Origin of the sequence: Streptomyces sp. NPDC020875 (assembly GCF_040641415.1) — a bacterium.
Lineage (GTDB): Bacteria > Actinomycetota > Actinomycetes > Streptomycetales > Streptomycetaceae > Streptomyces.
Window position 1 is genome coordinate 113,901 of sequence record NZ_JBFADP010000009.1, and the last position, 22,500, is coordinate 136,400.

At 75.1% G+C, this 22,500-nt stretch carries 12 protein-coding genes; 6 read left to right on the forward strand and 6 right to left on the reverse strand.

Annotated elements, in window-relative coordinates; all coding sequences use genetic code 11:
- Positions 1–643: 643 nt before the first annotated feature.
- Together AB0G74_RS07655 and AB0G74_RS07660 are read left to right on the forward strand one after the other, a co-directional pair.
- Complete coding sequence (locus AB0G74_RS07655; protein WP_361141743.1) at positions 644–7,162, forward strand: amino acid adenylation domain-containing protein; 6,519 nt, start codon at positions 644–646, stop codon at positions 7,160–7,162.
- Positions 7,159–11,106: an amino acid adenylation domain-containing protein gene (locus tag AB0G74_RS07660; RefSeq protein WP_361141745.1), complete on the forward strand. Its 3,948-nt coding sequence runs from the start codon at positions 7,159–7,161 to the stop codon at positions 11,104–11,106. The genes AB0G74_RS07655 and AB0G74_RS07660 overlap by 4 nt, the downstream gene beginning before the upstream one ends.
- A 58-nt stretch (positions 11,107–11,164) precedes the next feature.
- Here AB0G74_RS07660 and AB0G74_RS07665 read toward each other — a convergent pair whose 3' ends face one another.
- Entirely contained in the window at positions 11,165–11,839 is a 675-nt protein-coding gene (locus AB0G74_RS07665; RefSeq protein WP_361141747.1) for a hypothetical protein, read from the reverse strand.
- Positions 11,840–11,972: 133 nt separating this feature from the next.
- On the opposite strand from AB0G74_RS07665, the gene AB0G74_RS07670 reads away from it, so the two are divergent.
- The 4 genes from AB0G74_RS07670 to AB0G74_RS07685 all read left to right on the forward strand — a co-directional run bounded on the left by AB0G74_RS07670 (position 11,973) and on the right by AB0G74_RS07685 (position 16,190).
- Positions 11,973–12,662 carry a response regulator transcription factor gene (locus tag AB0G74_RS07670; protein WP_361141749.1) on the forward strand — a complete coding sequence of 230 codons (690 nt, stop codon included), beginning with the start codon at positions 11,973–11,975 and terminating at the stop codon, positions 12,660–12,662.
- 386 nt (positions 12,663–13,048) lie between these two features.
- Complete coding sequence (locus AB0G74_RS07675; RefSeq protein ID WP_361141800.1) at positions 13,049–14,455, forward strand: HAMP domain-containing sensor histidine kinase; 1,407 nt, start codon at positions 13,049–13,051, stop codon at positions 14,453–14,455.
- Complete coding sequence (locus AB0G74_RS07680; protein ID WP_361141751.1) at positions 14,452–15,015, forward strand: hypothetical protein; 564 nt, start codon at positions 14,452–14,454, stop codon at positions 15,013–15,015. The genes AB0G74_RS07675 and AB0G74_RS07680 overlap by 4 nt, the downstream gene beginning before the upstream one ends.
- Before the next feature lie 158 nt (positions 15,016–15,173).
- Positions 15,174–16,190, forward strand: a complete 1,017-nt coding sequence (locus AB0G74_RS07685) for an ArsR family transcriptional regulator (protein ID WP_361141753.1) — start codon at positions 15,174–15,176, stop codon at positions 16,188–16,190.
- Between the two features lie 70 nt (positions 16,191–16,260).
- Here AB0G74_RS07685 and AB0G74_RS07690 read toward each other — a convergent pair whose 3' ends face one another.
- The 5 genes from AB0G74_RS07690 to AB0G74_RS07710 form a co-directional block, all read right to left on the reverse strand.
- Positions 16,261–17,466, reverse strand: a complete 1,206-nt coding sequence (locus tag AB0G74_RS07690) for a VWA-like domain-containing protein (RefSeq protein WP_361141802.1) — start codon at positions 17,464–17,466, stop codon at positions 16,261–16,263.
- A 113-nt stretch (positions 17,467–17,579) separates the two neighbouring features.
- The gene (locus AB0G74_RS07695) at positions 17,580–18,860 is read right to left on the reverse strand and encodes a MoxR family ATPase (protein WP_361141755.1); all 1,281 of its coding nucleotides are present in this window, start codon (positions 18,858–18,860) and stop codon (positions 17,580–17,582) included.
- A gap of 79 nt (positions 18,861–18,939) precedes the next feature.
- The gene (locus AB0G74_RS07700; protein ID WP_361141757.1) at positions 18,940–20,355 is read right to left on the reverse strand and encodes a hypothetical protein; all 1,416 of its coding nucleotides are present in this window, start codon (positions 20,353–20,355) and stop codon (positions 18,940–18,942) included.
- A 163-nt stretch (positions 20,356–20,518) separates the two neighbouring features.
- Complete coding sequence (locus tag AB0G74_RS07705; RefSeq protein ID WP_361141759.1) at positions 20,519–21,862, reverse strand: DUF6596 domain-containing protein; 1,344 nt, start codon at positions 21,860–21,862, stop codon at positions 20,519–20,521.
- Entirely contained in the window at positions 21,835–22,254 is a 420-nt protein-coding gene (locus AB0G74_RS07710; RefSeq protein ID WP_361141760.1) for a YciI family protein, read from the reverse strand. Before AB0G74_RS07710 ends, AB0G74_RS07705 begins: the two co-directional genes overlap by 28 nt.
- Positions 22,255–22,500: the final 246 nt, after the last annotated feature.

A 22,500-nucleotide genomic window follows, 5' to 3' on the forward strand; every position in this document is an offset into this window, starting at 1 on the left:
TGTCACGGCGGCAAACCGCCGTTTGCCGGCCGAACTCGGCGCCCGGTGCGGCGCTGCCCGTACTCCCTCCGCCCCGGACGGCGATTGGCCCGAAATCCTGTCGGCAAAGGGCCAGGATGCCCAGCCGACGTGCCCTTGTCGAGAGGGGCGCGGAACCGGGCGGCGGCCCCGGGGTGGCGCGATCACCATGGTCAGCGGAGGGTCTTGCCCTTTGTTGGGCGTCAGGTGACACTGTGTCCACTTCTCTGCCCGTGACCGCCTCAGGCAGACGGCTGCCGTCGTCACCAGAACGGGGAACGCAGTGAAACGCGAAACACCGTATCGGGGTGGGCGTACACGGGTTCGGGTCCGGTTCCGGCCGCCGCCGGGTGACCGCCGGATCGTCCGGCGATGTCGCCCGCGCGGCCGGCCCGGCTTTTCCCCGAGGTAGGGCCGGGGCGGCGGATGTCTCGTACATCCATGCCCGCCGGGGCGGCCGGGACTTCACCGCGAACTCCGCTTCCCGTGATGTGACCCGTCGTTCCCCCGTCGTTCCCCGGGGCTTCCTCCGCCGTTCCTCGCGGCTTGTGCCGCATGTCGTCCGTTCTTCCGTGCCGCCATCCGCCATGTCATGGATTAGAGGTGTGAGTTGCCGGAGCGCCGAGTGGAACGTCTGCGTCTGCTGGCCGGTCAGCAGGGCATGTGGTACGCCCAGAAATTCGATCCGGACAGCTCCGTCCTCAACGTCGGGGAATACCTCGACATCACCGCGCCGCTCGATACCGGGCTGTTCCGGACGGCGGTCCGGCGGCTGACCGGCGAGGCGGAGACCCTGAGGCTCCGTTTCCACGAGGAGGACGGCCGCCCGGTCCAGTCCGTCGGCCCGCCGCCGGACGACCCGCTGGTCGTCGTCGACGTCCGGGACGAGCCCGACCCCCGCGCGGCGGCCCTGGAGTGGATGCGGGCCGACCTGGCGCGATTAAGGGACCCGCTGACCGGCCCCCTGGTGACCCAGGCGCTCCTCTCCCTCGCCCCGGACCGCCATCTCTTCTACCGGGGCTGCCACCACATCGTCTGCGACGGCCTGAGCTACGCCGCCCTCGGCGACCGGCTGGCTCGGATCTACACGGCGCTCGCCGATGGCCGCCCCGTACCGGAGCCCGCCCTCCCGCCGCTGCGGACCCTCTTCGAGCGCGAGACCGCCTACCGGGAGTCCGGGCAGTTCACCGAGGACCGGGCCTACTGGCTCGACACACTGGCCGGACGCCCCGTCCCCCGCAGCCCCGGCGGACGGCGCCCCCGGGGACCGGCCCGGGACCGCCGACGGCAGGAGACCGCCGTCGCCCCCGCCGACGCCGCCCGGCTGCGGGACGCCGCCGCGCGGCTGCGGACCGGAACGGCCCGGCTCGTGGTCGCCGCCACCGCGCTCTACGTCTCCCGCCTCACCGGCGAACGGGATGTCGTGGTGGGCTTCGCCGTCCCCGGCCGCGACCTCGACACCGCGCCCCCGGGACGGCCCGGTACCCCCGCCGTCCCCGGCATGATGTCGAACGTCGTACCGATCCCGCTCACCGTCCGGCCCGGCACTCCGCTGCGGCAGCTCGTCGCCGAGGCGTCCCGCCGGGTCAGCACCGCCTTCTGGCACCAGCGCTACCGCTCCGAGGACCTCGGCCGCGATCTGGGGACCGTACCCGGCGACGCCCTGTGGTCGATGTCCGTCAACGTCATCCCCTTCACCCGCCACGGCACCTTCGGACCGGGCCGCTACACCACGCACAACCTCTCCACCGGACCCTTCCACGACCTCGGCCTCACCCTCTGGGACCAGGAGCCCGACGGCGGGATGCGGCTGGTGCTCGACGCCGACCCCCGGCTCCACAGCCGGACCGAACAGCACGGCCACACCACCCGGCTGACGGACCTGCTGCACCGGCTCGCCGAAGCGCCGCCCGACACCCCCGCCGGCCGGATCGGACTCCTCACCCCCACCGGACACACCCGGGCCCTGACCCGGGGCCGGGGCGAACCGGCGGCGCCCGGAGACCTCACCGTCCTGCCCGAACTCCTCGCGGCGGGCGCCGCCCGGGACCCGGACCGCCCCGCCGTCGTCCAGGGCCCGGCGACGCTCACGTACGCCGCCTTCGAAGCCCGCGCCGCCCGGCTCGCCCGCAGGCTGATCGCCCGCGGCGCCGGTCCCGAACGGTACGTCGCCCTGCTGCTGCCCCGGACCCCGGACGCGGTGGTCGCCATGGCCGCCGTCCTGACAGCGGGCGCGGCCCAGGTCCCCCTCGACCCCGGCCACCCGGCCGAGCGGATCGCCCACGCCCTCGACGACTGCGCCCCCGCCGTGGTGGTCACCGTCGCCGCGCTCGCGAGCCGGATCACCGCCGTACGGCCGGGGACCCCCCTGCTGATCCTCGACGACCCGGCCGCCGAAGCGGCCGAAAAAGTACCCGACACCCCCGTCACAGCCGCCGAGCTGACGGCCCCGCTCCGCCCCGGACACCCGGCCTACGCGCTCTACACCTCCGGCTCCACCGGCCGCCCCAAGGCCGTCGTCGTCACCCACGGCTCCCTCGCCCTCTTCGTCCGCGGCACCGCCCGGCACCACGGACTCCGGCCCGACGACCGGGTCCTGGCCTGGCACTCCTTCACCTTCGACGCCTCCGTCATCGGCCTCTTCATCCCGCTCGCCGCGGGCGCGACCATCGTCCTCGCCGACGAGGACCAGCGGGTCGACCCCCACGCCCTCCAGGCCCTGCTCGCCGGGGAACGCGTCACCGTCGCCCATCTCACCCCCGGCGCCCTGCCACCGCTGCGGCCCGACGAGCTGCCCGCCCTGCGGCTGATGTCCGCGGGCGGCGAGCGGCTGCCCGCCGCCGAGGTCGACCGCTGGGCCACCGGCGACCGCGCGCTGTGGAACGCGTACGGCCCCACCGAGGCCACCGTCGACGCCACCCGCCACTGCTGTACGGCCCCCGCCCGGGGCACCGATCCGCCGATCGGCCGGGCCGTGCCGGGCACCGTGCCGTACGTCCTCGACGACGCTCTCCAGCCCGTCCCCGACGGGGTCGCGGGCGAGCTGTATCTGGCGGGCGCCGGACTGGCCCGCGGCTATCTCGGCCGGTACGCCCTGACCGCCGAACGGTTCACCGCCGACCCCTACGGGCCGCCCGGCACCCGGATGTACCGCACCGGCGACCTGGTCCGCCGGCTGCCCGCCGGGGAACTGGAGTTCATCGGCCGGGCCGACGGCCAGGTCAAGGTACGCGGCGTCCGGATCGAACTCGGCGAGATCGAGGCCGCCCTCACCGGCTGCCGGGGCGTGGCCCGCGCGGCGGCCGTCGCCCGAGACGACGGTACGGGCACCCGGCTCACCGGATTCGTGGTCCCGGCCACCGGTACCGACCCCGATCCGGCGGCCGTCCGCGACGAGATCGCCGCCGTGCTGCCCGCCGCCATGGTCCCGGCCCGGATCGTGGTCGTCGCCGGGCTCCCCCTCACCCCCAACGGCAAGGTCGACCGGGCCGCCCTGACGGTCCCCGCGCCCGACCCCGGCGACGGAACGGCCGTACGGCCGCCCGCCGGGCCCACCGAAGAGACCCTGCGCGCCGTCTTCGCCGAAGTCCTGGGCATCGAACCGGAGCGGATCGGCGCCGACGGCGACTTCTTCGCCCTCGGCGGCCACTCCCTGTCCGCCGGACGGCTGCTGGGACGGATCCGGACCGAGTTCGGCCTGGAGACCGGTATCCGCACGGTCTACGAATCACCCACCGTCACCGCCCTCGCCGCCCGGCTCGACGAGATCACCCGCACCACCGGCACCGTACGGAACACGCCCCCCGGGCCCGCCGGGACCGGCCCGGACACCCGGACGCCGTCCGGACCCGTCCGCGCCGTACGCCCCGAACGGATCCCCCTCTCCCACGCCCAGTCCCGGCTCTGGTTCCTGCACCAGCTCGGCGGCGACGAAGCCACCTACCACCAGCCGATGGCGCTCCGGCTCACCGGCCCCCTCGACGTCCCCGCCCTCCGGGCCGCCCTCCGCGACCTCGTCGCCCGGCACGAGGCGCTGCGCACCGTCTTCCCCGCCACCGACGGCGAGCCCCGCCAACACGTCCTCGACCCCGCCGAAGCCGAACTCCCGCTCCCCGTCGTCCCCCTGTCCGCCGTGACCGCCGTCGCGCCCGGTGGGCTCGCGGCGGAGCTGACCCGGCTCACCCGGCTCCCGTTCGCCCTCGACCGCGACCTCCCGCTCCGGGCCACCCTCATCGCCGAAGGCCCCGACGAACACGTCCTGCTGCTGGTGATCCACCACATCGCCGGGGACGGCTCCTCCCACCGGCCCATGCTCCGCGACCTCTCCGAGGCGTACACCGCCCGCCGCGAGGGACGCGCCCCCACCCTGCCGCCGCTGCCCGTGCAGTACCCCGACTACGCCCTCTGGCAGCGGAACCTGCTGGGCACCGCCACCGACCCCGGCAGCGTCACGGCACGCCAGCTCGCCCACTGGCGGACGGCCCTCGCCGAACTCCCCGACGAGATCGACCTGCCGTTCGACCGGCTCCGCCCGGCGACCGCCACCTCCGGGGGCGCCTCGATCCCCCTCACCGTCCCCGCCGCGCTCCACCGCGCGCTCGACGCCCTGGCCAGGGAGCGGGGCGCCGGCCTCTTCATGGTGGTCCAGGCCGCGCTCGCCGCCCTGCTCGGCAGAGTCGGCGCCGGGGACGACATCCCCATCGGCTTCCCCACCGCCGGACGCGGCAACGACGCCCTCGAAGAACTCGTCGGCTTCTTCAGCAACACCCTCGTCCTCCGGACCGACCTCACCGGCGACCCCACCTTCACCGAACTCCTCGGCCGGGTACGGGAGGCCACCCTCGACGCCCTCTCCCACCAGGACATCCCCTTCGAAACCCTGGTCGAAGAACTGGTCCGGGACCGCACCCCGGCCCGCCACCCCCTCTTCCAGGTCATGCTGGTCCTCCAGAACACCCGCGCCGGACGGCTCGACCTGCCCGGCGTCACCGCCCGCCGGGAACCCGTCGAGAAGGGCACCACCCCCTTCGACCTGGTGATCGAACTCGACGACACGTCACCCGCCGCCGACGGGCCCGCCGGACTCGGCGGCGCCGTCCACTTCAGTACCGAACTCTTCGACACCGCCACCATCCACGCCCTCGCCGACCGGCTGCTCCTGCTGCTCCGCGCCGTCACCGAACACCCCGACACCCGGCTCAGCGCCCTCGACCTCTTCCGACCGGGCGAACGGGACCGCGTCCTCACCCGGTGGAACGCCACCGGACACCCCGTCCCCGCGACCACACTCCCCGCCATGCTGGAGTCCTGGGCCGCCCGCGACCCCGGGCGCCCCGCCGTCACCGCCGCCGGTGAACGGCTCTCGTACGCCGCGCTCAACGCCCGGGCCAACCGGCTCGCCCGGGAACTCATCGCCCGGGGAGCGGGCCCCGAACAGGTCGTCGCCATCGCCCTGCCCCGCTCACCCGATCTGATCGCCGCGGTCTGGGCCGTCCTCAAGGCCGGTGCCGCCTATCTGCCGCTCGACCCCGGCTACCCCGCCGAACGCGTCGCGTTCCTCCTCGACGACGTCCGCCCCACCGCCCTCCTCACCACCACGAACACCCCCGTCACCGCACCCGCCGGGACACCCCGGATCGACCTCGACGACCCCGCCGTACGGAACCGGATCGACGCCCGCCCCGCCGACGACGTCCGGGACGCCGAACGGACCTCGCCACTGCGCCCCGAAACCCCCGTCTACGTCATCCACACCTCGGGCTCCACCGGCACCCCCAAGGGCGTGACGATGGTCTCCGGAGCCATGGTCAACCTGGTCCACTGCCACACCGAATGGATCGCCCGGGACCAGGAGACCGCCCCCGAAGGACCGGTCGCCCAGTTCTCCGCCTTCAGCTTCGACGTCTCCGCCTGGGAGATCATCGAACCCCTCACCGCGGGCAAACAGGTCGCCGTGCCCGACGCCGACGTACGCCGCGACGCCGCCGCCCTCACCCGCTGGCTGGACGAACACGCCGTACACGAGATCTGCGCCCCCCAGGTGATGGTGGAGGCCATCGCCGACGCCGCCCTCGAACAGGGCCTCGACCTGCCCGCGTTGCGCGACCTCAGCCAGGGCGGCGAAGCCCTCCGGCTCACCCCCCGGCTGCGGGCTTTCCTCGCCCGGCGGCCCGGACGGCGGCTGCACAACCTCTACGGCCCCACCGAGACCCATCTGGTGACCGCCTTCGCGCTCCCCGCCGAGGCCCTGCCCGGATGGGAGTCCACCACGGCCCCCATCGGCGGCCCGATCTGGAACACCCGCCTCCACGTACTGGACCCGTGGCTGCGGCCCGTACCCCCCGGCGTCAAGGGCGAGCTGTACATCGCCGGGACCGCCCTGGCCCGCGGCTACTGGGCCCGCCCCGGCCTGACCTCGGGCCGGTTCGTCGCCGACCCCTTCGGCCCGGCCGGATCCCGGATGTACCGCACCGGCGACGTGGTCCGCTGGACCGAGGACGGCCTGCTGGCCTTCGCCGGGCGCACCGACGACCAGGTCAAGGTACGCGGCTTCCGGGTCGAACCCGGCGAGGTCGAATCCGTCATCGCCCGCCACGAACACGTCGCCCAGGTCGCCGTCGTGGTCCGCGACGACGGCACACCCGGCGCGGGCAAACGGCTGGTGGCCTATGTCGTGGCACGCCCCGGGACCGAACTCGGCGAAGCCGCGCTACGGGCCTTCGCCGCCGCGTCGCTCCCCGACTTCATGCTGCCGTCCGCCACCGTCTTCCTCGACCGGATGCCGCTCACCCTCAGCGGCAAGATCCACCGCAGGGAGCTGCCCGTACCCGACTTCTCCCGCCGCACCGGACTGCTGGAACCCCGCACCCCCCGCGAGAAGGCCCTCTGCGGACTCTTCGCCGAACTCCTCGGCCTCGACCGGGTCGGCGCCGACGAGTCCTTCTTCGAACTCGGCGGCCACTCCCTGCTCGCGACCCGGCTCACCAGCCGGATCCGTACCGTCCTCGACATCGAGGTCGCCGTCCGCGCCGTCTTCGAGGCCCCCACCCCGGCCGCGCTCGCCGCCGCCCTCCCCGAACCGGGCACCGGCGGACCGCGCCGCCCCGTACTGCGCCGCCGGAACCGGACGGAGGACGGCCGGTGATCCCCCTCTCCGACGCCCAGGCCCGGATCCTCTTCCTCGACCGGCTCGACGGCGGTACGGGCTACCGCATCGCCCTCGGCTACCGGCTCCGCGGCGCCCTGGACCGGGCCGCCCTCGCCGCCGCCCTCGCCGACCTCGTCACCCGCCACGAAAGCCTGCGGACCGTCTTCCCCGACCCGGAGGACCCGGAGACGGAGCCGTACCAGCACATCCTCGAACCCGCCGAGGCCCGCCCCGAACTCCGCACCACCACCGTCACCGAGGCCGGACTGCGCACGGCCCTCGACACGGCCCTGCGCCGGCCGTTCGACCTCACCCGGCGCCCCCCGCTCCACACCGACCTGTTCGTCCTCGGCGAGCGGGAACACGTCCTGCTCGTCCTGCTCCACCACATCGCCGCCGACGGCTGGTCCGTGGCACCCCTGCTGAGCGACCTCGCCCACGCCTACACGGCCCGGACCCGGGGCCGCGCCCCCGACCTCGAACCCCTCCCGGTGCAGTACGCCGACTACACCCTCTGGCTGCGGGAACTCCTCGGCGACGAGGACGACCCCGACAGCCCGGCCCGGCGCCAGCTCGACTACTGGCGGCGGACCCTCCACGGCCTCCCCGACCGGCTGGAACTCCCCGCCGACCGGCCCCGGCCCGCCGCCGCGAGCTACCGCGGCGGCTCCGTCCCCCTCACCATCGGCCCCGACACCCACCGCGCGGCGCTCGACCTCGCCCGCCGCGAGGGCGCCAGCCTCTACATGGTGCTCCAGGCCGCCCTGGCCGCCCTGCTGACCCGGCACGGCGCCGGAACCGACATCCCCATCGGCTCCGCCGTCGCCGGACGCACCGACGAAGCACTCGACGGCCTCGTCGGCATGTTCGTCAACACCCTCGTCCTGCGAACCGACACCGGCGGCGACCCCACCTTCCGCGAACTGCTGGCCCGGGTCCGGGAGACCGACCTGTCCGCCTACGCCCACCAGGACGTGCCCTTCGCCCGGCTGGTCGAAGCCCTCCGCCCGGTCCGCTCCGCCGCCTGGAACCCCCTCTTCCAGGTCGGACTCAGCCTGGTCGACGACATCGACGCCGTCCCCGAACTCCCCGGGATCGAGGCGGCCGTGGAACCCGTACTCGACGCCGACGCCAAGATGGACCTCTCCGTCCACCTCCGGCAGCGCCGCGCCGGGGACCGCGAACGGGCCGCAGGAATGACCGGATCGGTGGAGTTCACCCGCGACCTCTTCGACCCGCCGACCGTACGAAGGCTCGCCGACCGGTACGTCCGGCTGCTGACCGCCTGCACCGCCGAACCCGACACCGGGATCGGCGCCGTGGAACTGCTCACCCCGGCCGAACGGGCCGAACTGCTCACCGGCGGACCGCCCGCCGCACCCGGGGGACCCCTGCTCCCCGAACTCCTCGCCGACCAGGCGGCCCGTACCCCGAACGCCCCCGCCGTCGAACGCGGCGACGACCGGCTCGCCTACGGCGAACTGGACGCCCGGGCCGAACGGCTGGCCCGGGAACTGACCCGGCGCGGCATCGGACCCGAGGACCGGGTGGTGGTCCTGCTGCCGCCCGGTACCGACCTGGTCGTGGCTCTCGTCGCGGTCCTCAAATCCGGCGCCGCCTACGTACCGCTCGACCCGAAGCACCCCGAACGGCGCCTCGCGTTCCTGGTCGGGGACGCCGCCCCCCGGCTGCTGCTGGCCCGGGCCGGGACACCCGCCGCCGTCCACGGCGGCCGGCCCGTACTGGACCCGGCCGGGCCCCTTCCCGAGAACGGCCGGGACGAGGCCGTCGAGGCGGCCGACGCCGACCGTGCCCCGGCCGCCGCCGCGCAGCGCCCGTACGGACCCGACCCGGCGAAATCCCTGCGGCCCGCGCACCCGGCGTACGTCGTCTACACCTCGGGCTCCACCGGCCGCCCCAAGGGCGTCGTGGTCGAACACGGCGCCATCGCCGCCTACATCCGCAACTGCCGGGACCGCTACCCCGCCGCGTCCGGGGTGAGCCTGGCCGGACTCTCCGTCGCCTTCGACGGCGCCCTGCCCGGTCTGCTCACCCCGCTGATCAGCGGCGGGCTGGTCCGGTTCGCCGACCCCCTGCGGCCCGGCGACGGCGGAGCCGGGACACCACCGACCCTGATGACCGTCACCCCCGGCCATCTGGAGCTGCTGAACCAGCTCCCCGGCGCCCCCGCACCCGCCCACTCCCTGCTGATCGGCGGCGAGGCGCTGCACGGCGCGGTGCTCGACCGCTGGCGCGCCCGCCACCCGGGGGTACGGGTCCACAACCTCTACGGCCCCACCGAGACCACCGTCACCTGCGCCGAGTTCCGGCTGGAGCCCGGCGAGCCCACACCCGCCGCGGCGGTCCCCTTCGGCTACCCCGTCGAAGGGGTCCGCCTCCTCGTACTCGACCGGTGGCTGAACCTCGTGCCGCCGGGTGTCACGGGCGAGCTGTACGTGGCCGGGCAGGGCCTCGCCCGCGGCTATCTCGGACGGCACGCCCTCACCGCCGAACGGTTCACCGCCGACCCCTACGGCCCGCCGGGCGCCCGGATGTACCGCACCGGCGACCTGGCCCGGCGGCTGCCCGCCGGGGAGCTGGAGTTCATCGGCCGGGCCGACGGCCAGGTCAAGATCCGGGGCCACCGGATCGAACTCGGCGAGATCGAGGCCGCCATCGGCACCCTGCCCGGCGTCGCCCGGGGCGCCGCCACCGTCGTCGAACACTCCGCCGACGACCGCCGGATCGTGGCCTACGCGGTGCCCACCGGCGGCGACCCGGCCGCACTCGACCCGGCCCGGCTACGGAGCGCGCTCGCCGAGACCCTGCCCGCGCCCATGGTCCCGTCGGCGGTGGTGATCCTCGCCGGACTGCCGCTCACCCCCAACGGCAAGACCGACCGGGCGGCCCTGCCCCCGCCGCCGTCCGGCGGCCCCGGCCCGGACGGGGGACCGGCCCCGGACAGCGGTCGGCGCGCCCCGCTGACCCCGGCGCAGTCCGCGCTCCGCGCGGTCTTCGCGGAGGTCCTGGACGTCCCCGAGGACCGGGTGGGCGCCGACGGCAACTTCTTCGAACTGGGCGGCCACTCCCTCCTCGTCCCGCGGCTCATCCGCCGGGCCCGGGAATCCGCCGGGGTCGACCTCACCGTCCAGCGGGTCTTCCTCCGCCCCACGGTCGCGGGCCTGCTGGACGGCCCGGCCGCGGGCCCGACCGCCCTCGCCCCGCTGCTGCGGCTGCGGGAGGGCGCCGGGCCGCCGCTGTGGTGCGTCCACCCGGGCAGCGGCGTCGGCTGGAGCTATACGGGGCTGCTGCCGTACGTCCCCCGGGAACATCCGGTCCTCGCCCTCCAGGCGCGCGGTCTCGACGGCACGGACGATCTCGCCGACAGCTACGACGGGCTCGTCGCCGACTATCTGCGGCGGATCACCGGCGAACAGCCCGCCGGGCCCTATCTGCTGACCGGCTGGTCCTTCGGCGGCACGGTCGCGCACTCCCTCGCGGTACGGCTCCGTACCCTCGGCCACGAAGTGGCGCTGCTCGCCGCGATCGACTCCTGGCCCGTCGGCGCCGGACGCGACGACCCGGCGGCCGGACCGGCCGACGTACACGCCGTGGCCCGGGACGGCGGCGCGGCGGAGCGGGCGGAGACGGCGGGCGCGGGGGGCCGGGTCCTGGACGTCACCCGCAACCTCTTCCGGCTGATGGCCGAGACCGGTACGCCCGCCGGGGTCTTCGAGGGCCCGCTGCTGGCGTTCGCCTCGGCCGAGGGCGACACGGGACCCGGGATGGCGGCCCGCTGGCGCCCCCACGTCACCGGGGAGGTCACCGTGGTGCCGGTGGACTTTGGCCATCTCGCCCTGATGACCCCGGCGTCCCTCGCGGTGATCGGACCGGCCCTGGCCCGGGCACTGCGGGCGACCGGCATCCCGGGATCCGGCTGACGGGGCGCCGGGCGGAGACGGGGCAGCCGCCCGGACCCCGGGACGTCCGCCGCCGGGGTTACTGGGTTCCGCCGAGCCCGTCGACGAGTTGCTTCGCGCAGAGGTCGCGAGCCCGTTCGTAGCCGGGCCGCTCGACGCCGGTCGCGTGCTTCGCGGTACGGGGGACACCGCCGGGGATCACCTCGCCGCCGGAGAGCGTGGGATCGGAGAACTCGGGCACCCCGTTGGCCCGCATGCACCCCGCGTGGGCCAGCAGCGACACATAGTCCCGCCGGGCGTCCCGCGCCGGAGCCAGCGCCGCCGCGGCCCGCAGCTCCGGGAGACAGACCGCGTTCCGGCCGCCCTGGTACTCCGCGCCCCGCCGCCCGGGGTCCACCAGGTCGTCGATCCGCGCGTAGTCGAGATGGCCGCCGGGCCGGGGGTCGGGGAAGTCCGCCACCCCGCCCGCGGTCCGCATGCACCGGACATAGACGAGCTGCGCGTCGTAGAAGGCGCTCCGGCCCCCGGCGGCGGGCCGCGGCGACGGCCCACCCGCACCGGCCGCCGCCGCCGTGGCCGGGGTCGTGGCCGTGACCGGGGCCGGTCCGGCGGGCAGGGAGGCGAACTCCCCGCCGTCGTGGACCCGGACCCCCTCCCCGCCTCCGCAGGCCACGGCGAGCACGAGCAGGGGAACGGCGAGGAGCACGGCGAGCCGATCCCGGGCGGCGCCGCGGCCGGGGGTGTGCTGGTTCATGTCAGCAACCTCCGCCTCGTGGATGGCGGCCGCCGCACCGCCGCATGATGAACGCGTAACAATGTCCGGGTCCGGGCTCCCGACCGGCTCCCACCGGCCTGAACAGCGGAAACCGTCACGCATAATCGGCCCCATGGCCCAGGTACTGCTGATCGAGGACGATGTCTCCGTACGCGACGGCATGGAGTTGGTGCTGCGCAGACACGGCTACGACGTCGCCACGGCCGCCACCGGTGAGGACGGCCTCGCCCTGCTCACCGGCCCGGCGGGCGCGGAGGTCGAACTCGCCGTCCTCGATCTGATGCTGCCCGGCATCGACGGCTTCGAGGTCTGCCGACGGCTGCGGGCCACTGGCTCCACCGTCCCCGTGATCATGCTCACCGCGCGCGGCGACGACTCCGACATCGTCGGCGGGCTGGAGGCGGGCGCCGACGACTATGTGGTCAAGCCGGTGACCGCGCCCGTCCTGGAGGCCCGGATCCGGGCCGCGCTACGGCGCGCCGAACCCGTCCGGGCGGCCCGGGGCGAGAACCACGCGGGCCTCGTCCTGGACCGGGCCGGGCTCACCGTCACCAAGAACGGCACCCCGATCGCGCTGCCCCCGACCGAAATGCGGCTGCTCCTCGAACTCTCCGCGTCCCCGGCCCGGGTGTTCAGCCGGGAACAACTGCTCCAGTCGGTCTGGGACCACGGCTTCCTCGGGGACTCCCGGCTGGTCGACGCGGCCGTCGGCCGGCTGCGCGCCAAGATCGAGGACATTCCGGCCCGGCCCCGCTTCATCCAGACCGTACGGGGCTTCGGCTACCGCTTCGGGCCGCTGTGAGGCCCCGGTTGTTCCGGCGGAGCGGCGTACGGGGACCCGGCGCGCCGGTCCCCGCCCGGCCCGAGACCGGCGATCCGGGGCGCCAGGGGGCGGCGGAAGACGCGATACCGGCACCGGACGCGCCGGGCGGCGGGACCCGGACGGGGTCCGACACGCGGGCGCGGGGCGGGGCGGCGGACGCCGTCGTACCGGCCGCCGCCCGCCGGAAGGGGCGCGTACCGCCCGGTGCCGATCGCCCACCGGGCCCGGACACCGGACCGGACACGCCGACGGCCGAGGGCCGGACGGCACCCGGCGCGCCGGTGTCCGCCGCACCACCGGCCACCGGAAAGACCCGTACCGGAGTCCGGCGTCCCGGGCCGCCCCGGCTCCGCTGGTTCGGCGGACTGCGAACCAGACTCGTCGTCGCCTTCGTACTGGTCGCCCTGGTCAGCGGGCTCACCGCGACCGCGTTCGCCTACCGGGAGTCCCGCGCCGCCGTACTCGACCGGAAGCAGAACGCGGTCCTCACGGACTTCCGCAACCGGGTCGAACAGGCCGCGGCCGACTTCGACGTCCCGGCCGACGAGGTCTCCCTCGCCCGGCTCGCGGGCCGCCTCGCCGACGGACTCGGCGACGACGCGCTCGTCGTGACCCAGTACCGGTCCCAGTCCGCGTCCTCCGACACGGCCGCCGACCGGACCCGGATCACCCCCGAGATCCGCGCAGCGGTCCGCACCCGGGACCGGATCAGCTTCCAGCGGGTCGAATGGCGCGGCGGCCCGTATCTCGTGGTCGGGACCCCCGTCACGGCCGACGGCGCCCGCCCCTCCGGCCTCGACGTCTTCGCCGTCGTCTCGCTGCGGGCCGAACTGGAGGACACCACGGGCGTCCTCGACGCGGTCCGGGACGCGATGGTGCCGGTGGTCCTGCTCGCCGTGGCCCTCGCCCTGCTGGCCGCCGGAACCGTACTGCGGCCGGTCCGCGCCCTCGTACGGGCCACCCGGCGGCACGCCGCGGGCGACCTCTCGTCCCGGGTCCGGGTCCGGGGCCGGGACGAACTCGCCGACCTGGCCAGGGACTTCAACGAGACGGCGGACGCGCTGGAGGCGTCCGTCACCGAACTGCGCGAACAGGACGCCCGCGCCAAGCGCTTCGTCGCCGACGTCTCGCACGAACTGCGCACCCCGCTCGCCGCGATGACGATGGTCGCCACCGTCCTCGACGAGGACGCCGCCTCCCTGCCGCCGGACACCGCGCGCGCCGCCCGTACCGTCTCCGCGGAGACCGCCCGGCTCGCCCGGCTGGTGGAGGACCTGATGGAGATGTCACGGTTCGACTCGGGCGCCGCCCGGCTCAACCTCACCGAGACCGACCTCGCCGAAGCCGTCCGCGCCACCCTGTCGCTGCGCGGCTGGACCGACCGGGTCGGCGTCGAACCCGGCCCCGGCATCGTGCTGCCGGTGGACCGGCGGCGGCTCGACGTGATCGTCGCCAATCTCGTCGGCAACGCCCTGCGGCACGGGGCCGAGCCCGTCACGGTCACCCTGGCCGCCGCACCCGGCGCGGTGACCGTCACGGTCGCCGACCGGGGGCCGGGACTGCCGCCCGACGTCCTGCCCCATGTCTTCGACCGCTTCTACAAGGCGGACAGCGCCCGTACCCGCTCCGAGGGCAGCGGTCTCGGTACCGCGATCGCCCTGGAGAACGCCCGGCTGCACGGCGGTACCGTCACCGCGGCCGACCGCCCCGGCGGAGGAGCCGTGTTCACCCTGCGACTGCCCCCGCCCGCCGCCCGCGAGGAGGACCGATGACGCCGGTACGCGCCACGCCCCGCCGCCGGACCCGGCGAGCGGCCGGGATCGGGCTGACCGCCCTGCTGACGGTCCTCCTCACCGGCTGCGGGGTACGCCCCACCGGCGTACTCGACGGCGGCGAGGCCCCGGGCGGACTCACCAAGGGGATGCGGCTCTACTTCGTCTCCCCGACCGGACGGCTGGAGGCGGTCCCGCGCCCCGAACTGACCGCCGAGGACCTCTCCTTCCCCGGTACCGTCATCAAGATGCTGACGATCGGCCCGGTCGGGGCGGAACGGCAGGCCGGACTGGTGACCCTGGTCCGACCGGACAGTTACGAGGACCGGTACGACGCCCGGTTCGACGGGGATTCGGTCTCGATCGACATCCCCCAGCCCGAACTCTCGCCCACGGACGCCCGGGACCGGAATCTGATGGGCCAGCTGGTGTGCAGCTTCGCCCGGGCCAGAGCCGTGACCGAGGGCAGCGGGGCGAAACGGACGGACGACATCCGGGTCACCGTGCGCTCTCCGGACTCCCGTCTCGGGCCCTATGTGTGCTCCGACTTCCTGCGCTGACTCCGTCCGCATGGCGAGTTCACGCCGTATTGCGTCGATCGCGCCGACAGCCGTGTGCCCGGTGGGAAGACTGCGGACACGGAGATCCGGAACGGAACTCCGACATCGGCACGGCGGGCACGGGCGGCACGGCCGACACGGCAATCGAGGGAGGCCCGATGACGGAACGGCACCAGGGCGTGGCCGACGGGACAGGACTGATCGACGAGGCGCTGGCCTACGCGGCCCCGGCCGCGCTGCGGGCGGTCGCCGCCTGCGGAGTGGCGGACCATCTCGCCGACGGCCCGCGCACCGCCCGCGAACTCGCCGGGACCACCGGCCTGGACGCCGGAGCCCTGCACCGGGTGCTCCGACTGCTCGTCACCCGCGGCCTGTTCACCGAGGACCCCGAGGGCCGGTTCGCCCTCACCACGCGGGGCGCGCTGCTCCGGAGCGGGATCCCCGGCTCCCTGCGGGACGCCGTACTGATGCTGACCGACCCCACGTTCTGGGACCCCGCGGCCCGGCTGGACCACTGCCTGCGGACCGGTGAGTCGGTCTTCACCGAGGTCTTCGGCGTACCGTTCTTCGACCACTTCGCCCGGGACCCCGCGACAGCGGCCGTCTTCCACGACGGAATGGCGGCCATGTCCTCCGTCGAGGACGGACCGATCGCCCACGCCTACGGCTTCCCCGCCACCGGGACCGTGGTCGACATCGGTGGCGGCCGAGGCGGCTTCCTCGCCGCGGCCCTGCGTACCGCCCCCGGCCTGACCGGGGTGCTCTACGACCGGCCGCACGTCCTCGCCGGACACGGCCTCGGCCCGGCGGCCGACCTCGCGGGCCGCTGGACCACCGCCGAGGGCGACTTCTTCGAGAAGGTCCCGGCCGGGGACTTCCTCGTCCTGAAGCGCATCCTCCACGACTGGACGGACGACCAGAGCGTGACCCTGCTGCGCAACTGCCGCCGCGCCCTGGCCCCCGGCGGCCGGGTCCTGGTCGTCGACGCCGTGATCACCCCGGAGGGCCGCCCCCACCAGGGCAAGACGCTCGATCTGCTGATGATGGCGTCCCTGGTGGGCCGGGAACGCACCGAGGACGATTTCCGCACCCTGTTCGAGGCGGCCGGCCTGCGCCTGACCCGAATCGTCCCGACCCCGGCGGTCCTCAGCGTCGTCGAGGGCGCGGCCGACTGACCGGGTGGCCGACCGTTCCGGCCGGGCCGGGACGACGCCCCGGCCCAGGGGCGTACCGGGGAGATCGCGGTCAGCCGTCACCGATCCGTACCACCCGCGCCCAGGCCGGTGGGTCGGTGTCCCCGTGCCAGGAAGGATCCGCGTCATGCCCTCGCACGGACGGACGGGGAAAGAGCCCCACGACGGTTCGGCACGGCGGGCGCCGGGCGGGCCACGGGGTCTGGCCGTCGGTGAGGACCACCACGGCATCCGGAGCCCGGCCCGTGGCGAGCGCCGTGGCGAAACCGGACCGGAGATCGGTACCCCCACCCCCCATCAGGACGATGCCCTCCGCCCGGCACAGCGGTGCCGCGACCCGCGCCGCCGCGTCGCAGGAGACCACCGACACCAGATCACGCCGACCGCCGACGGCCCGCACGATCGCGGCCACCTCCAGCAGCGCGCTGCCCAACTCCGCGTCGGAGACCGACCCCGAGGTATCCACCACCACCGTGACCCGGGGCGGCCGGTGCCGGATGCTCGGCAGCACCACACCCGGGACGCCCGCCGACCGGCGCGCGGGCCGGCCGTAGGTGTAGTCCGAGCCCACTCCGGCGCCGAAGGCCGCCGAACGGACCGCCGCGCCCAGCAACTCCCGCCACGGCTGCGGCGGATGGGAGACCTCCTCGGCCCAGCGCCGCCAGCCGCGCGGGGCGTCCCCCGGCGCGCCGACGATCCCCCGCGCCACCCGGAACCGGATCCCGTCCCGCTCCTGAACACTGAGACCGTGCGCGCCGTCCGGGCCCAGATCCCACTCCCGGTCCAGCCCGTCGGCGCCGCTGCCGCAGTCCGACCAGGCCAGTTGATCCGCTGCGGGCACACTCCTGAGGCCGGTCAGATACTCCTCCATGAGCTCGCCCGGCCGCAGGTTCAGGGCGGACGGGAGGACGACGCCTCCCGGGACCGGCAGACCGTCCCCGTACACGTCGTCATTGATCTCGCAGTCGGCGGCGATGTTGATCCGCAGCCGGTCGGCGGGTCCGGCCAAGCCGTGCTCACGCGCCAGGCGGTCGGCACGGCCGTGATGGTCGCGGAGAAGATGCGAGACCTCGTGCACCCATATCCCGGCCAGTTCCTCGACCGGGGTCGCGGCGACGAAGGCGGGGGAGACATAGCAACGCCAGTGGGCGTCGACGGCCATCGTCGGAACCCGGCGCGACTCCACGACGTGCAGGGCGAAGAGGGCGGTCGCCAGGTACGGCCGGACCCGGGCCGCGTACAGCCGGGCCGCGTACAGTTTCTCGGTATCGAGCCGAGGTCCGTGTTCCCGTGTCCCCGGCCCGGCTCCCGGTACCGCCGACCAGCCGCCTCGTACCGTCGGCCGTTCCCCGGCGCCGGTGCGGTCCCCGCTCACCGGCCGCCCGTGCCGGGCGAGGCGGCCGACGACTCGGCGATCCGATCGCTCCGGTGGGAGAGCGATACCACACCGGCGAGCCGCTCGATCGCCGGTGGGACGTCCCAGTCGTCCCTGCGGAGCGCGGCCAGGGTGGTCGCCGGAACGACGACCAGGTCCGGGGCGCCCGTCTCCGCCGCCCGGACCAGCAGTGCCCAGGCCGCGTCCCAGCGGTCCCGCCCGGGACGGTTGCGCACCGCGGCCACCACCGCGTCCAGTACGGCCTGCCTCAGATCGCCGCGATCCGGCAGAGCGGCCCCGGCCGGGTCGGCGAGCAACTCCTCTGGGTCCGGCAGATCGAGCCGGTCCAGACTCGCCAGCAGCTCGAACCCGGGGCCGTCTCCCACGGCACCCCTGACCAGCAGGGACAGTACGTCCCGGGAGGATCCGGCGGCGGTCGCGAAGGCGATCAGCCGCAGGGCGGTCTCCCAACTGCGGGGCGAGGGCCAGGCACCGCCGCGCCGGACCTCGTCCCCCGGCAACCGGTGGACGAGTGCCGGTCGCGCGGTGAGCAGCCCGCAGACGGCCCGACGGGCGAAGTCCACGGCCTCCGGGAGCGCGGCCGGGTTCAGCCGGGGCATGGTCGCCCGGGGCCAGGTCCCGCCGAGTCCGCGGACCACCACCTCGGGGTCATGGGTCCACTGGAGATGGACGAACCGGTTGGCCAGTGGTGGGCTCAGCTCCCAGCCGTCCGCGGCCGACGAGCGGGGATTGGCCGCCGCGACGATCCGGACCCCCGGTGGCAGCCGCAGCGCGCCGATCCGGCGCTCCAGGACGAGTCGGAGCAGCGCCGCCTGGACGGCCGGGGGCGCGGTGGACAGTTCGTCGAGGAAGAGGAGGCCCCGGCCCGCCCGGACCAGTCGTACCGCCCAGTCCGGCGGCGCCATCGGCACCCCGTCCACGGCGGGGTCGGCCCCGATGACGGGCAGCCCGGAGAAGTCCGACGGTTCGTGCACGCTGGCGATGACCGTGGTGAGTGGTAGTTCGAGGGAGTCCGCGAGCCGGGTGAGCGCCGCGGTCTTGCCGATACCGGGCTCGCCCCACAGCAGGACCGGCAGATCGGCCGCCACCGCCAGGGTGAGCGCCTCCAATTGGTCATCGGGGCGCGGTTCGGTCGTGGTGTCCCGGAGCAGTGCGAGTAGTTCGCCCGCGATATCGAGTTCGGCGGGCCGGTCCTGAGCGGTACCGGGACGGTGCGCGGACGCGTCCGGTGCGGCGGAGGGAGTGATGACGGGCATGCTGCGATCACCTGAGGTCTCGTAGGAGGAAGAAGAAAGGAAGAGGCCGGGGTAGGGCAAGAAGCGGAGGGGGATCCGGCTACCGGGCGGGCCCGGACCGCCGAGCGCCGCGACGCGTCCGGGCGCGCGGCCCCGGTGTCGTGTGCGGGGCCGGATGGTCCCCGGCCAGCCCCGCCCGGTAGAGGCCGTGGTCGATCCGCCTGCGTACGGCCGTCCGCAGGGCGTCCCGCAGCGCGCCGGGCCGTAGCGCGGCGTCCGGCCCCAGCAACTCCTCCACGGCCGTCAACGCGCCGGCCGTATCGCCGTGCCGCAGCCGTTCACGGATGTCGTCCAGGTCCTCCGGACTGCGGTACGCGTCGTCGACGGCACCCACACAGGGCAGGGGAGGGCCCCCGAGGGCGAGCAGCAGCTCCTCCCGGCGGATCTCCGCCGGATCGTGGTCCAACGGGGTCAACACCCCGTCGACCAGGCCGATCCGGTGGAGCCCGCCCCGGCAGTCGACGAACCGGACCCGTTCCCCGGGCCCGGAGGGACCGGCCGGAGCTCCGGCCTGGCGCCGGGGTCCGAGCGCCGCCGCGACCAGCGGATGGAGCTGGTCGGCGGTGACCAGTCCCGCCCGTAGCAGCACCAGGTCCGGCGGGGTGAAGGTCGCCGCGTCGGGGAGGACGGCCGGTGCGACACCTCCGCCCCCGGTGTCGGCGGTCACCCGCCACCAGGTCCCGCCGCGGGTCGCCGGATCGTCGGACGGCGGCCCGGACGGGTCCGGCGCCAACAGCAGCCGCCGGGTCCCCGTCCGTACCGCGACGGCACCGGGCGCCCGGCATTCCGCGCGCAGCAGCGACTCGGCCTCGGCCGCCCACCTGCCGACGGCCAACCGGTCGTCGGCCGGAACCAGGCCCAGGGGATCGAGGAGTCGGGGGTCGCCGTCGGTGCCGGGCGACGCGAGGGCTCCGGATCTGACCGCCAGTTCGGCGCTGCGGTCCGCGTCCCAGAGATGGCGGTGCAGATCCAGCCGGAAGCGGGGGCCGGGCCGCGGGTGCGGATGTCGTTCCGTACCGGCCCGGGTCCGCGAGGCGTCCCAGAGGTCGAGGCCGATCCGTTGACCGGCATCCGCCCATGCCGGGGGCGTACGGGCCACGAGGTACAGCGGCCCGGTGCCGTCCCGGGCCGCGCCCTCGTACCGCGCCAGCGCCACGGTCACCCCCGGGCGCAGTACGCCGTGGGGCGCGATCCTCGGCATGTGCCAGCGGAGCAGATCGGGCGCCAGCCGTCGGAGATCGGCGTTGACCCGGGCCGCGGTCTCCCGGCCGTGCGTCCCGGCCACGGTACGCGGCCGGAAGCCGGGATCGACGCCCGCGGCGGCACACGCGCCCGCCCAGTCACCCGCGCCCCGGCGCGCGGTCGCGGTTTCGATCATGGAGGGTGGCACGGCGTAACGGCGGACGCGGGGCCAGAAGGAGAGGTAGGTGTCCTCGTACACGTCATCGGTGGGCATCAGCACTCACCAACGGTGTACGGGACCCCCCATCTGCTGAGGGAAGGAGTATTCATCGCCCGCGAGTGTAGGCACGAAGCGGAGGGCGGCGCCAGGGATTTACCGGCGGCCGCGCCCGCCGGGCCGTTCCGCCGTTCCCCCTTCACGGGTCCCGCCACCCGGCTCAGGCCGGTTCGTCCAGCTCCGTGATCCGGCGCTCCAGTACGGCCCGTTCGCGGGCGTTGCCGCACAGGTCCGCCGCCCGGGTGAACTCGGTACGGGCCTCGGCCGTGCGGCCTAGGCGGGTGAGGAGTTCGGCGCGGACCGTCGGCAGGAGCTGGGAGCCCTTCAGGGCGCCGTCGGCGGCGAGCCGGTCGACCAGGGGCAGTGCCTCGGCCGGGCCCCGGGCCATGGAGACGGCGACGGCGCGGTTCAACTCGACCACCGGCGACGGGGCGAGCCGCGCCAGGGCGTCGTAGAGCCGTACGATCCGCTCCCAGTCCGTCTCGGCGACCGACGGGGCGACGGCATGGCATTCGGCGATCGCGGCCTGGAGGCCGTAGGCGCCCGGGCCGGGGGCGAGGTGTCGGGCCCGGGTCAGGGCCGCCCGGCCGCGGTGGATCGCCGAGCGGTCCCAGCGGCGCCGGTCCTGATGCTCCAGCAGGACCGCCTCGCCGTCGGGGCCGACCCGGGCGGGGAACCGGGCCGCCGTCAGTTCCAGCAGCGCCAGCAGGCCGTGCGCCTCGGGTTCGCCGGGGACGAGGCGGCTCAGTACCCGGGCCAGCCGCTGGGCCTCGCCCGCCAGGTCGTAGCGGATCACCCGGTCGCCGGTGGCGGCGGACGAACCCTGGGTGAAGATCAGGTAGATCACGCCGAGGACCGCGCCGAGGCGTTCCGCGCGTTCGGCCGCCGACGGCACCTCGAACGGCACCCCGGCCGCCCGCAGCGCCTTCTTCGCCCGGGTGATCCGGGCCTGCACGGTCGCCGTCGGCACGAGGAAGGCGCGGGCGATCTCGTCGCTGGTCAGCCCGCCGACCACGCGCAGTGTCAGAGCCACCCCGGCCTCCCTCGACAGCACCGGATGGCAGGCGGTGAACATCAGCGCCAGTACGTCGTCGTCCACCCGGTCCGGATCCCACGGGACGTCCCCGTCGTCCGGCGGGGCGACGGCCGGGCCGCCCGTGACAGCGCCGCCCTCCGGCAGATCGCGGGCGAGGGCCGCGTACCGCTGGTCGAGGGCGGCCCGGCGGCGGAAGGCGTCGATCGCCCGCCGTCGGCCGACCGTCAGCAGCCAGCCCGCGGGGTGCCGGGGCACGCCCTCCCGGGGCCAGGCCACCAGCGCCTCCGCCAGCGCCTCCTGGGCGAGATCCTCGGCCAGCGCGAAATCGCCGGTGTAGCGCGTGAGGGCGCCGACGATCCGCGCCGACTCGATCCGCCAGACGGCGGCCACGGCGTCCCGGCCCGTCCGCCCGGCGGGGGCGGGCGGGCCGGACCCACCGTTCAGAGCTGGCCCGTGGCCTCCCGCCACGCCCGTTCCTTCCGTACCCATTCGTTGTCCTGGGGGAATTCGTCGATGGTGGTCACCCGGCGGATCTCCGTCTTGAATCCGGCGCCGGTCATCGGTGAGCGCCTGGCCCACTCGACGGCCTCCTCCTTCGACGCCACATTGAGGATGTAGAACCCGCCGAACAATTCCTTGGTCTCCCCGTAGGGACCGTCGGTGACCAGCGGCGGATCCGTCGCGTAGTCGACCACGACCCCGTCGGCGGCCGAGTCGAGACCCTCGGCCGCGACCAGCACCCCCGCCCGGATCATCTCGTCGTTGTACCGGCCGACTGTCGCGAGCACCTCGTCGAAGTCGGCTCCGGCCAGCTTCGCGAACGCCTCGTCGGTGGCCCTCATGATCAGCATGTACTTCATGGTCCCGCTCCTCGGACGATCCGGGTCCGTGGTTCGGACCCTCTCGCCCCTAGGTCGTACGGGGGCGCCGCGGATCGACACGGGCGGCGAGCTGTTTTCCGGAGACTGTAACCGGCCACTCGCACGGGCCGGACCCGGCCGTGCGCGTGTCGGGGGATACGGCTCCGACGGACCGGCGGCGGCCGGAATCCGCCGGTGAGGGGCGGTCCGGGCCGCCGGGCGAGCGGCCTGACCGGTCAACTCCCG